The sequence below is a fragment of the Nocardia sp. NPDC004711 genome (genome assembly GCF_053601595.1).
In genome coordinates this window covers 126030-138603 of the sequence record NZ_JBSGCB010000001.1, presented here as the reverse complement: position 1 = coordinate 138603, position 12574 = coordinate 126030, and the positions used below count along the sequence as shown (strand labels likewise).

The following is a 12574-nucleotide window of genomic DNA, read 5'->3' as shown; positions in this document are numbered from 1 at the left end:
CGCGCTGTTCGGTGCGCTCACGAGGCACTCAGGTTGACCAGGTACGGTTTCGTAGCCAGAAAACGACCGAGCGGGAGGGTAAACCTTGAAGGTCACCGTGGTGGTGCCGACCTACAACGAGCGGGAGAACCTGCCGGTGGCGGTGGAGCGGCTGACCGCGCTACCGGTGGCCGACCTGCATGTGCTGGTGGTGGACGACAATTCGCCCGACGGTACGGGTGAGGTGGCCGACAAGCTGGCCGCCGACCTGCCGAACGTGGTGGGCGTGCTGCACCGCACCGAGAAGGACGGTCTGGGCCGGGCGTACATCGCCGGCATCACCCGGGCGCTGGACGAGGGCGCCGACGTGGTCATTCAGATGGACGCCGACCTGTCGCACCCGGCCGAGGTCATCCCGGCCATGCTGGACAAGCTGGAGTCCACCGATGCCGGCGTGGTGCTCGGATCCCGTTATGTTCCCGGGGGTTCCACCGCGGCGGAGTGGAAGTGGTATCGCAAGGCGCTGTCGGCCTGGGCCAACTTCTACGTGAACATGATTCTGCGCCTGGGCGTGAAGGACGCGACCGCCGGTTTCAAGGCGTGGAAGGCGGACACGCTGCGCGCCATCGACGTGGCCTCGATCAAGTCCAACGGCTATTCGTTCCAGGTCGAGATGAACTACCGGACGGTCAAGAAGGGCATTTCGATCGCCGAGGTGCCGATCCGTTTCGAGGAGCGCACCAAGGGCGCGTCCAAGATGAGCCTGAAGGTGCAGCTGGAGTCCGCGGCCATGCCGTGGAAACTGCTGTTCGGTCGCGCTGTCTGACTAACTGCCGGGGCGGCTTTCGGGCCAGTGGAGCAGCGTATCCACGAACAACTGCCGGACCCGCTCCACCTCGGCGTCCATATCGGCCGGATCCCAGCCGCTGACATCGATCGGCGGTAGGACGGCCACGTCCACGACGCCTTTGCGCACCACGGCCGAATTGCGCCACGCTATTTCGCCGGCATTCCGGATCACCACCGGAATCACCGGCACGCCCGCCTGCCGGGCAATGTGGAACGCGCCCTTCTTGAACGGCCCGATGCGCGGGGTCAGGGATCGGGTGCCCTCGGGCGCGATCACGACCGACAGTCCGCCGCGCAGGGTGTCGACGACCGGTTCCAGCGCGGCCTTGGCGGCCGCGGTGTCGGCGCGGTCGATGAAGGTCACCTCGACGAAGCGCATGAGGGGACCGAAGATCGGGTTCTTGGTGATCTCCCGCTTGGCGATGCCGGTGAATCCGGTGCCCAGCACCTCGGCCAGCACCACGATGTCGAACTGACTCTGGTGGTTGAAGACGAACACGGCCGGGCGTGGGGCGCGGGCGTTCCCGGCGCCCACCACGCGGACCTTCACCCCGGTGCCGCGCAGGGTGGTGTCCGCGGCGTAGGTCATCATCGAATCCGCCATCTGGCGGCGCTGTTTCGTGTGCGCCTTGGCGGCCACGCCGAACAGGGCCCCGCCCAGCAGACCGGTGAATCCGGCCAGGGTGCGGGCGTAGTCGGTGGCCCCGGGCGCTTGTCGGGGCCGGAAATGCAGTACCGGCCAATCCTTTTCGGCCGCCTCCAGCACGACGCGCGGATCCGGGTTCACCGCCACCGGGTGCCCGGCGGTCTGCAGCAGCGGCAGGTCGGCGGCGCTGTCGGCGTAGGCCCAGCTCTGGGTGAGGTCGATGTCGTGGGTGATGGCGAAGCGGCGAACGGCGTCGGCTTTGCCGTTGCGCCACAGCGGCTTTCCCTCCACGTGCCCGGTGAGCACGCCGTCCTGGACGGCCATGGCGGTGCACAGCACGTGCGGGACGCCGAGTTCCTCGGCCACCGGCCGCACCTGGTAGCAGGTGACCGAGCTGATCAGCACCAGCGTGTGCCCGGCCGCCTCGTGTTCGCGCACCAGCCGCCAGGCCTCGGGGTAGATGTGCCCGTACACGCTGCGCGCGAACGCCTGTCGCCCGAGTCGGGCCAGCTCGTCCTCGGCTGTCCCGGCCCAGCTGTACATCACCGATTGCAGGAAGCGCTCGTACTCGCCCTCGCTGCGCGCCCCGCGAATACTGCCGAGCAGGGTGGCGGTGAGCGCGCCCTGGGTGCTGCTGCGCCGCAGCAGTCGCCGGGGCAGCGGCGGCGGGTTGAATCCGTGCACGACGGTGCCGCCGAAGTCGAAAATCGCTGCGACGCGCGGTCCTTGCGGTCCGGTGCGCACGGCGTCGAGGGCCGCGCCGAGATCCTGTGCGCCGACCGGGCGCTGGGTGACGCCGACGCCGGGCCGGAGCGGCAGTGCGGGCCGGCCCGCGCCGATCCCCCGGACCCGGTGTGTCACAGCGCTTCCAGGCGGTTGGAGGGGTCGAGGGTGGCGGCCCGGGAGATGCGCTGGCCGATGGCGCGCAGTTCGGCGGCGAAGCTGCTGCGGCGGGCGGCCAGATCGGCGGGATCGTCGGAGGGGGTGAGCAGGCCGTGGTTGTCGGCGAGTTTGATCGCGCTGCCGAACAATTCGGAGGACACCGATTCGGGGCTGTGCAGCCGCTGTTGCAGCAGCATCTGCTTGCCGACCTGCAGGCATTCGTCGATGAGGGCCTTCTTGTCGACCTCGGCGACCGGGTCGCGGGCGGCCAGCCGTTCGGCCACCACCAGTTGCGCGTCGAAGAAGGAGCGCAGCACCCGGTGCGCCATCATGAACCCGGATTCGGCCAGCCGGGCCAGGATGTCGGAGCCGACGGTGCCCGCGGCGGTGCGCTGATGCCAGTCGTGATCCACCAGCAGCATTTCCGCGGTGAGCTGGCTGGTGAATTCGGCCCGCTCCGGGAAGAAGAATTCGAACTTGAGCAGGTCGCGCAGCCGGAAGGCGGCCTCCCAGCCGACCCGGAGCTGATCGCCCTCGGGCGCCTCGACGGCGGTGAGGATGGACAGTTCGAGGATGGCGCGGTTGACGAACCAGTGCACGGCGCTGTTGCGGTAGAACGCGGCCTCCAGGTGCGCCCCGGCATTGATGGCGTACACCGGTTCCAGCCCGCCGCGGTACACGGTGACCACGGTGGCGACGGTCAGCTGCTCGAGCACCACGGCCAGCCCGTGATCGTCGCGCAGCGCGTCGAGTTCGCCGCTGGGCAGGTTCCGGCGCTGGATGTAGCCGAGCACGGGCGCGATGGCGGCGCGCAGTTCGCCGCGGGTGAGGGCGCGCTCGTGCACGCCCAGCAGCACCAGGGTGGTGAGGGCGTTGACGGTGATCGGGGTGACGTCGTTGATGCCGACGGCGACCTCGAAGGCCAGCCGCTGCACGGCCAGGTGCTCGAGTTCGAGGGTCCGCTCGGACGGCGGATTCGGGTGGACCGTCAGCGGATCGCCGTTCACGGCCAGCCGGTCGCGGGCCGAGAGCGGGGTCCCGAAGCGCACGTACACGCGCCCGGCCGAGTGCTGCTGGTTGCGCACGTAGCGGGCCAGCCAGGTCAGGCCCTCGGGTTGTTTACGGCCGCCGGTCTGTTCGAGGGCGATGGCCCCGATCTCGTTGAGCCGTTCGTAGGTGATGGATACCGGCACCAGCATGACGTCGTCGATGCGCTTCGAACGCAGCGCGGCCGCAAGGTAGTTCAGCAGTCCGTAGCGGGGCGGCCGGAGTTTGCCGGTGCGGGTGCGCCCGCCCTCGAAGTACCACTCCAGGTTGAAGCGTTTGGTGAGCAGGTAGGCGAAGTACTCCTCGACGACGGCCTTGTACACCTCGTCGTCGCCGAAACTGCGGCGGATGAACACGGTTCCGGTGCGCCGCGCGATGGGCCCGATCGGCCAGAACTTCAGATTGGCTCCGCCGACCACGTGGTTGGGCGGAAAGTCGTTGCGCGCCAGGATGTCCCCGAGCACGAAGGCGTCCACGTAGGACCGGTGCGAGGGCAGGAAGACCAGCGGGTAGCGCCGGTTGAGCGAGCGCAGCCGGTCCAGCCCGGACTCGTCGGCGTCGACCTTCCAGGTGGAGGCGTGCACGGGCCGCATGGCCTGGGTGAACAGGTCCGACACCAGCCGGCTCTGTGCCGCGACGAGTTCGCGCAGGCCCTTCTCGGCCCGCCGGTACACCTCGCGCGCGGGCATACCGGTCTCCTCGGCGATGGCGTCGAGCCGCCGCAGGAATTCGGGCGAGTCCAGGATCTCCTCGACCACCAGCCGCGGCACCTTGTACCGGTCGCCGATGACGGCGCGTTCGGCGCGTTCCAGGGCGACGATGCCGGCGCGCACGATGGCCCGCCCGAAAGCGTCGGGCGCACCGGCGGATCCGGGATTGTTGGCGCGCAGCTCACTGAGCCGGGCGGGTTGCCCGGTCAGCACCAGGTGCCGGTCGGGGGCCTTGCTGAGCAGCCGCCGCTGCATGAGCCGGTTGGGTTTGCGCGGATTGGTGAGGGTGAGCAGGTCGCTGAAGGTGGTGCGGCGCACGCCGTCTCGCTCGGGCGGCAGCCACAGCACCCGGACCGGCACCACCAGCGGATCGTCGCTGCGCCCGACCAGCCGGGCGGTGACGGCCGCGGGGTCGAGGTCGAGCTGGGTGACGGGGGCAGCGGTGCCGAACTCCTGGGTGATGCCGCCCTCGGCCAGCCAGTGTCCGACGAGGGCGCGCTCTACCGGGGAGGCGGCGTCGACCAGGGCGACCACGGACTGCGGAGCGGTGAGCGCGGCTTCGGGGAGCCGGCTGTCATGATCGAGCATTCTGGTTACCTCCGCATGAGCCGCTGCGATCCATTGAAGCCCAAACGTGCGGCGTCGGTCGGTAGGTCGGGCAATTCCCCGGTCGGGGCGTGGGTTTCGGGGCGGCGCGGCGGCGTCGTGACGCAGGTCGCGATCGACCCATCCCCGCTCTGGGAAAGGTAATGCTAACCTCACTCATCGAGTTAGGTAAGCATAACCTTGGAGGTCTGGTGTCGGTCGCTGACGAACGGGTACGGCTCGAGGGGGAGCAGCGGTGGGGCGAACACGTCACCGATCCGGTCGCGGCGGTCACCGCGCTGGCGGCGGCGGATCGCTTCGGTGAATACGTGGTGTACGAGCGGCCCGGCGAATGGGTGTTCGCGGCCGACCCGCTGGGCGGCGTCGAGCTGGACGCGAACGAACTGCGGGTGAGCTGGGACGGGCGCACCACCGCCGGGCCGTGGACGGGGAATCCGGCGCAGGCCGTCGACGGCGCGCTGGCCGCACTGCCGCTGGACGGCCGGAATGCGTTCGGGTGGATCGGATTCGAGTTCTGCGCCTGGTCGCTGGGCGCGACCGCGCACGTGCACCCGCGAGCGACGCTGGCGCACCTGATGATTCCGCGCATCGAGGTACGCATCGACGCCTCGGGGGTACGGGTGTCGGGTGCGACGCCGTCCGAGACCGGCGACATCCACGCGCTGATCGCGGCCGCGCGGGACACGCCGCTGCCGGTCGCGCACCCCGTCGACGTCACCGTGGATCCCACGGGCTACCGGGACCGGGTGGCCACCGGCGTCGCCGAGATCCGGGACGGCAAGTACCAGAAGGTGATTCTGTCGCGGAAGGTGGAACTGCCCTTCGCGGTGAACATTCCGGCCACCTACCGGCTGGGCCGCGTGCACAACACCCCGGCGCGCTCGTTCCTGCTGCGGCTGGGCGGGCTGGAGGCCGCGGGCTTCAGCCCGGAACTCGTCGCGGCCGTGGACGGGGACCGGGTGGTCACCACCGAGCCGCTGGCCGGGACCCGGGCCTTCGGGCGCGGCGACGAGGTCGATCTGGCCGCCCGCGCCGACCTGGTGCGGGATCCGAAGGAGATTGTCGAGCACGCCATTTCGGTGCAGACCTCGTTCGCCGAGATCGCGGCCGTGGCGGAGCCGGACACCACCGCGGTCTCGGACTTCATGGCCGTGCGTGAGCGCGGCAGCGTGCAGCACCTGGCCTCCACGGTGCGCGGGCGGCTGGCGGCGGACCGCAGCCCGTGGGACGCGCTGGAGATGCTGTTCCCGTCGGTCACCGCCTCCGGGATTCCCAAGGCCGCGGGCGTCGATGCGGTGTTCCGCCTCGACCACGATCCGCGCGGCCTGTATTCCGGTGCGGTGGTGACGGTTTCGCCCGACGGTGCGCTGGAGGCGACGCTGGTGCTGCGCGCGGTCTACCAGGCCGGTGCGGGCGCGTGGCTGCGCGCGGGCGCGGGTGTGGTCGGGCAGTCCCGGCCCGACCGCGAATTCGAGGAGACCTGCGAGAAACTCGGCAGCGTCGCGCCGTACGTGGTGCGCGCCTGAGCGTCAGACGCCGAACTCGACCCCGGTCAACCGCTCGGACAGCTCCCAGAGCTGCCGGGCGGTCTTCTCGTCGTGGGAGGCGGCATTGGAGCCGACCTCGGCGGGATGACCGCGCCAGTTGAACCGGTCCGGTCCGTAGTAGCCGCCCGGTTCGACCGCGGCCGTGGCGGCGTACAGCGTTGGGAGAGCGCCCATCTCGGCGCTCTGCGCCACCAGCCGATTGCCGAGCCCGACGATCTGCTCCAGCAGGTTCTGGGTCTCCGAGCTGATCTCGGTGGCGGCATAGCCCGGGTGCGCGGCCACCGACAGCGTGGGCGAGCCGGTGAGCGTCAGCCGCCGCTGCAGCTCGTAGGTGAACAGCAGCAGCGCCAGCTTGGACTGCGCGTACGCGCCGAAACGGGAGTAGGCGCGCCGCTCCCAGTTCAGGTCCTCCAGATCGATACGGCCGATGAAGTGGGTGATGCTGGAGGTGTTCACCACCCGCTCCGAAATCCGGTCCAGCAGTAGGCCGGTCAGCGCGAAGTGGCCCAGATAGTTGGTGCCGATCTGCAATTCGAAGCCGTCGGCGGTGCGCTGTTTCGGCACCGCCATCACCCCGGCGTTGTTGATGAGGACATCGGCGCGCTCGACGCCCGCGGCGAAGGCGCGCACCGAGGCCAGGTCGGCCAGGTCGAGCTGGCGGATCTGCACGGTCCCGGGCATGGTCCGGGCCACGGCCTGCGCCTTGATCTCATTGCGGCAGGCCATGATCACCTGGGCGCCGGCGGCGGCCAGGGCCCGCGTGGTGGCCTCGCCCAGGCCGCTGGTCGCGCCGGTGACGATCACGATCCGACCGGTCTGGTCAGGAATGTCCGATGTGTTCCACCCGCCCATGGCTGAACCCTAGGGCGTGTGGCTCAGTAGCGCGCGGCGAGGGCCTTCTTGTCGATTTTGCCCACCGCGGTGACGGGCAGGACGTCGGCCTGCCGCAATACATCCGGGAGCTTGTAGGTGGCCAGGCCGCGTTCGGTCAGGAAGGCCTTGACCGCGGCCAGCGACGGCAGGTCGCCCGCGGTCACCAGGACCACGCCGACCTTCTCGCCGAGCGCCGGATCGGGCAGGCCCACGGCGGCCGCGTGCCGGACGCCCGGATAGGCGAGCAGGTGTTCCTCGAGCTCGTCACAGGAGATGTTCTCGCCGCCGCGATTGATGACGTCCTTGATGCGGCCCGACACGATCAGGTGGCCGCTGGGCAGGCGGCGCACCAGATCGCCGCTGCGGTAGTAGCCGTCCGGGGTGAAGGCGCGCGAATTGTGTTCGGGGGCACGGTAGTAGCCCCGCAGAGTGTAGGGGCCGCGGGTGAGCAGCTCGCCCTCCTCGCCGTCGGCGACGTCGTCGCCCTGCTCGTCCACCACGCGGACCTCGTCGGCGGGGGAGAGGGGACGGCCCTGGGTGGTACAGACCAGTTCGTCGGAGTCCTCGGCGCGGGTGTAGTTGAGCAGGCCCTCCGCCATGCCGAACACCTGTTGCAGCCGCACGCCCAGGGCGGGGACGACATCGCGGGCGTTCACCTCGGCCAGTTTCGCGCCGCCGACCTGGAGCAGGCGCAGCGAGGACAGGTCGGCATCCTCCCACTCCACTGCCGCGCACCAGAGCTGGGCCAGCGGCGGCACCACGGCGGTGACGGTGACGCGGTGGCGTTCGATAGCGGCGAAGGCGCTCTCCGGGCTGGGGTCGGTGACGAAGGCCATGGCGCCGCCGGTGGCCACCGTGCCCAGCACGCCGGGGCAGGCCAGCGGGAAGTTGTGGGCGACCGGGAGGGTCGCGAGATAGACGTCGTCCGGGCCGAGCTCGCAGACCTCGGCGCTGGCCTTCGCGTTGTAGGCGTAATCGTCGTGGGTGCGGGCGATGAGCTTGGGCAGGCCGGTGGTGCCGCCGGAGACCAGCATGAGCGCGATATCGGAGGCGTCGACCGCGGGCAGCGAATCACCGTCGGCGGGAATCGAATTCAGGTCGGTGAACGGGCCGGGGTCACCCAGCACCAGGACGTGCCGCAGGGCCGGGACGTGCGCGCTCACCTCGGCGGCGAGGGTGCGGTAGTCGAAGTCGGCGAGCCGGTCCGCTGTCACGTAGGCGACCGCGCCGGAAAGCCTTGCCAGATGCTCGATCTCGGCGCGCCGGTGGGCGGGCAGGGTGAGCACGGGGATGATCCCGGCGCGCAGCAGGCCGAACAGCACCGGAACGAACTCGGGGACATTGGGCAGCTGCAGGACGACCCGGTCGCCGGGCCGGATGCCCAGGGCGAGGAAGCCGTGCGCCATCCGGTCGGCCGCCAGATCGAGTGCCGCGTAGGAGGTCTCGGTGCCGCCCAGCAGCGCCGGTCGGTCGGGCCACCGCCCGGCCGCGTCGCGCAGGAGTTCGCCCAGTGGCCGGCCCGCCCAATATCCGGCCCGCCGGTACCGCTCGGCCAGGTCGTCGGGGAACGGGACGAAGCCGGCGCGGTGGTCCGTGGCGGGATTTGCGGTCGATGTCTCCGCGGATGCGGTCGATGTCACAGCTCTGACCTCTGGCTAGTAAGGATGGCCTTGCATAGGTTAGGCAACCCTATCTCAATGGGTTAGGCTGCTGTCGAACGACATCCGAATTCCGGATCGGCAGCGGCCATCCCCTCCCCTCGAACAAGGAGTACCAGCGGAAATGGAGTCACCCCAGGGGTCAGCGGCGAGCATCGCCCGGGACGAGATCCGCACCGCCGTCGCCGGCCACCTCGGCCTCGACCCGGTCGCCGTCCCCGACCACGCCGACCTCATCGAGCTCGGCCTCGACTCCATCCGCACCATGAAACTCGCCGGTTCCTGGCGCAAACGCGGCCTGGCCGTCAACTTCGCCCAACTCGCCGCCGAGCCCACCGTCGCCGCCTGGCACCGCCTGCTCGGCGGGGCGGAATCGAATGACCCGGCGGACGATGTGCTTGCGGCCGCGAGCGAGAAGGCCGATGACGGAAGTCCGTTCGGGCTGGCGCCGATGCAGCACGCGTACTGGGTCGGGCGGGGCGAGGGTCAGGAGCTCGGGGCCGTCGCGGCGCATCTCTATGTCGAATTCGACGGGGCCGGGGTGGATCCGGAGCGGCTCCGGGCGGCGGTCGAGGGGCTGGTGCGGCGGCATCCGATGGTGCGGACGCGGTTCCTGCCCGACGGGACCCAGCAGACGCTGGAGCGGCCGGGCCGGGATGTCTGGAGTGTCACCGATCTACGCGCGGCCGACGCCGCATCGGTGGAGCGGACGCTGGCGGCGTTGCGGGAGCGCCGGACTCATCAGCTGATGGCCGTGGAGGAGGGTCAGGTCGTCGATATCGCGCTGACCCTGCTGCCGGACGGGCGCACCCGGCTGCACCTGGATGTGGACATGCTCGCGGCCGACGCCATGAGCTACCGGATCCTGGTGGCCGACCTGGCGCGGCTCTATCACGGCGAGCAGCTGCCGCCACAGCACTACACGTTCCGGCAGTACCTGGCCGACCATGCCGGTCCCGCACCGGAACACGCCGCCGATCGCGAGTGGTGGCAGCAGCGGCTCGCGGATCTGCCGGGTGCGCCGGAACTGCCGGGCGCCGCCGAGGTCCGGGAGCAGGCGCGCACCGTGCGGCTGCATCGGTGGCTGTCGCCGGAGGCCAAGGCGCGCATGTTCGCGGCGGCGCATGCGCGGGGGATCACCCCCGCGATGGCGTTGGCGTCGGTGTTCGCCGAGACCATCGGCGGGTGGTCGGCGCAGCGGCGATTCCTGCTGAATCTGCCGCTGTTCCATCGGGAACCGGTGCATCCGCAGGTGGAAGGCGTGGTGGGTGACTTCACCTCGTCGGTGTTGCTGGAGGTCGATGTGACCGAGCCGGCTACCGTCACCGACCGGGCCCGCGCCCTGCAGCGTGAATTGCACGCCGCCGGAGCGCATTCCGGCTACACCGGCCTCGAGGTGCTGCGCGACCTGGGCCGGCTGCGCGGCGAACCGGTGCTGGCCCCGATCGTCTACACCAGCGCCATCAATCTCGGCGAACTCTTCGCCGACCAGGTCACCGCCACCTTCGGCGAGCCGGTCTGGATCATCTCCCAGGGCCCGCAGGTGCTGCTCGATGCCCAGGTCACCGAGGTCCGGGGCGGCCTGCTGCTGAACTGGGACGTCCGCGCCGACGCCTTCCCGCCCGCCATGGTCGAGACCATGTTCACCCGCTACATCGACGCCGTCCTGCGCCTGGCGGGCAGTGACGAGCCCGACGTCGAGGTCCGCGACGCGGGGTGGGATGCCGAGGCGGCGGTGCGAATTCCGGTGGAGCAGGCGGTGGTTCGCGCCCGGGTGAATGCCACCGATGGGCCGGTGAGCGGGCGGGCGCTGCACAGTGGGCTGTTCGAGTTCGCCGCCGCGAATCCGGATGCGCCCGCGGTCATCTGGGAGGACGACCTCGTGGATACGTCCGCCTCCGCGGCACGGGTGCTGACCTATGGCGCGCTGGCCGGGCAGGCGCTCGCGGTGGCGGGTGCGTTGCGTGCGGCGGGGGTGCGGCCGGGTGATGCGGTCGCGGTGCAGTTGCCGAAGGGGCCCGATCAGATCCTGGCCAGCGCGGGTGTGCTCGCGGCCGGCGGCGTGTACGTGCCGATCGGGTTCGATCAGCCCGCGGCGCGCCGGGACGAGATCGTGCGGATCGGTGCCGTGGTGGCGGCGGTGACGGCCGGGGCGGAGGTCACCGGGGTGCCGACGCTGGCGCTGACCGAGGCGCGGCGGTATCCGGAACCGTTGGCCGAGGCCGTGATTCCGGATCCGGAGGCCATCGCGTATGTGCTGTTCACGTCGGGGTCGACGGGGCAGCCGAAGGGCGTGGAGGTGCCGCACCGGGCGGCGATGAACACCATCGACGACCTCAACGAGCGGTTCGGGATCGGCGCCGACGATCGGGCGCTCGCCCTGTCGGCGCTGGAGTTCGACCTGTCCGTCTACGACATCTTCGGCCTGCTGAGTGCCGGGGGTGCGGTCGTCGCGCTGGATGAGGGACAGCGCGGCGAGCCGGGACGGTGGGCCGAAATGATTCGGCGGCATCGGGTTTCGGTGGTCAACTGTGTCCCCAGCCTGCTGGACATGCTGCTCGAGGCGGCCGCCGGGAAGCCTGTGGACAGTGTGCGCATGGTCATTCTCGGCGGCGACTGGGTGGATGTGGCGCTGCCCGGACGGCTGGCCGCGGTGGCCCCGGACAGCCGGTTCGCCGGATTGGGCGGGGCCACCGAGACCGCCATCCACTCCACCATCTGTGAAGTGGTGAATGCCGAAGTGCCGCAGGAGTGGTCGGCCGTCCCGTACGGCACTCCGCTCCGCAATGTGCGATGCCGGGTGGTCGGGCCGTCGGGGCAGGACTGCCCGGACTGGGTCACCGGCGAGCTGTGGATCGGCGGGGCGGGCGTGGCCGCCGGATACCGTGGCGACGCCGAGCGGACCGCCGACCGGTTCGTCACCCACGAGGGCCTGAACTGGTACCGCACCGGCGATCTGGCGCGGTACCTGCCGGACGGCTGCCTGGAGTTCCTGGGCCGCGCCGACCATCAGGTCAAGATCCGCGGGTATCGGGTGGAACTCGGCGAGGTGGAGAGCGCCCTGCGCGCCCTGCCGGGCGTGCGGCACGCCATCGCGGCGGTGATCGGCACGGCCGCACCGAAACTCGCGGCGGTCGTGGTGGCGGGCGAGGGCGTCACCCTCGAGGCCCCGGCCCTGCTGGCGGCCGCGGCGGACCTACTGCCCGCCTACATGATTCCGTCCCGGGTCGAACTGCTGGCCGAGCTGCCCTTCACCTCGAACGGCAAACCGGACCGCAAGGCCATCGCGACCCTGCTGGCCGCGGGCGAGCGGGACGGCGAATTCATCGCTCCCCGAACCGATATCGAGCGCGCCGTGGCCGACATCGTCGCCACGGTGCTGGGCCGCGAGCGGGTCGGCGTGACCGACGACTTCTTCGCCCTCGGCGGCGATTCGGTGCTGGCGACCGCGGTCGTCGCGCGCGTGCGGGATTGGCTGGATTCCCCGGACACCGTGGTCGCCGACTTCTTCGCGGCCCGCACGGTCGCGGGATTGGCCCGCCGCCTGCGGGATCGTGAGGAGCGCGCCGGCGCGGCCGGCCGGCTGGACGAGGTGGCCCGCCTCTACCTGGCGGTGGCCGCCATGTCCGATGACGAGGTCCTCGCCCTGTCCTGACCGCCGGCCAGTACTGGATCCGACCCGGGAATCCGTCACCGCCGCTCTCGGCGACGGTGGTCTCGGAGTCCGTGGCGGTCACAATGTCAGATCGGCACCAGAATGCCGGATCGGCACCAGAA

Annotated in this window: 7 protein-coding genes; 3 read left to right on the top strand and 4 right to left on the bottom strand. The window is 70.7% G+C overall.

All coding sequences use genetic code 11. The features are described from left to right. Positions 1-103: 103 nt before the first annotated feature. Entirely contained in the window at positions 104-805 is a 702-nt protein-coding gene (locus ACWEKS_RS00620; RefSeq protein ID WP_354831630.1) for a polyprenol monophosphomannose synthase, read from the top strand. Here ACWEKS_RS00620 and ACWEKS_RS00615 read toward each other — a convergent pair whose 3' ends face one another. Beyond that, the gene (locus tag ACWEKS_RS00615; RefSeq protein WP_452338156.1) at positions 806-2335 is read right to left on the bottom strand and encodes an HAD-IB family hydrolase; all 1530 of its coding nucleotides are present in this window, start codon (positions 2333-2335) and stop codon (positions 806-808) included. Further along, the gene (locus tag ACWEKS_RS00610; RefSeq protein ID WP_452338155.1) at positions 2332-4701 is read right to left on the bottom strand and encodes a glycerol-3-phosphate 1-O-acyltransferase; all 2370 of its coding nucleotides are present in this window, start codon (positions 4699-4701) and stop codon (positions 2332-2334) included. Before ACWEKS_RS00610 ends, ACWEKS_RS00615 begins: the two co-directional genes overlap by 4 nt. 161 nt (positions 4702-4862) lie before the next feature. Between ACWEKS_RS00610 and ACWEKS_RS00605 the strand changes: the two genes are divergently transcribed. Next, positions 4863-6245, top strand: a complete 1383-nt coding sequence (locus ACWEKS_RS00605; RefSeq protein ID WP_452338154.1) for a salicylate synthase — start codon at positions 4863-4865, stop codon at positions 6243-6245. Between the two features lie 3 nt (positions 6246-6248). Here the strand turns inward: ACWEKS_RS00605 and ACWEKS_RS00600 are convergent, their stop codons facing one another. Both ACWEKS_RS00600 and ACWEKS_RS00595 read right to left on the bottom strand, forming a co-directional pair. Further along, positions 6249-7118 carry an oxidoreductase gene (locus ACWEKS_RS00600; protein WP_452338153.1) on the bottom strand — a complete coding sequence of 290 codons (870 nt, stop codon included), beginning with the start codon at positions 7116-7118 and terminating at the stop codon, positions 6249-6251. Positions 7119-7141: 23 nt separating this feature from the next. Further along, positions 7142-8779, bottom strand: coding sequence for a (2,3-dihydroxybenzoyl)adenylate synthase (locus ACWEKS_RS00595; RefSeq protein WP_452338152.1), 1638 nt, complete (start codon positions 8777-8779; stop codon positions 7142-7144). A 142-nt stretch (positions 8780-8921) separates the two neighbouring features. Between ACWEKS_RS00595 and ACWEKS_RS00590 the strand changes: the two genes are divergently transcribed. Then, on the top strand, positions 8922-12452 hold the full coding sequence (locus ACWEKS_RS00590) for a non-ribosomal peptide synthetase (RefSeq protein ID WP_452338151.1): 3531 nt from the start codon (positions 8922-8924) through the stop codon (positions 12450-12452). The last annotated feature ends 122 nt before the right edge of the window (positions 12453-12574 follow it).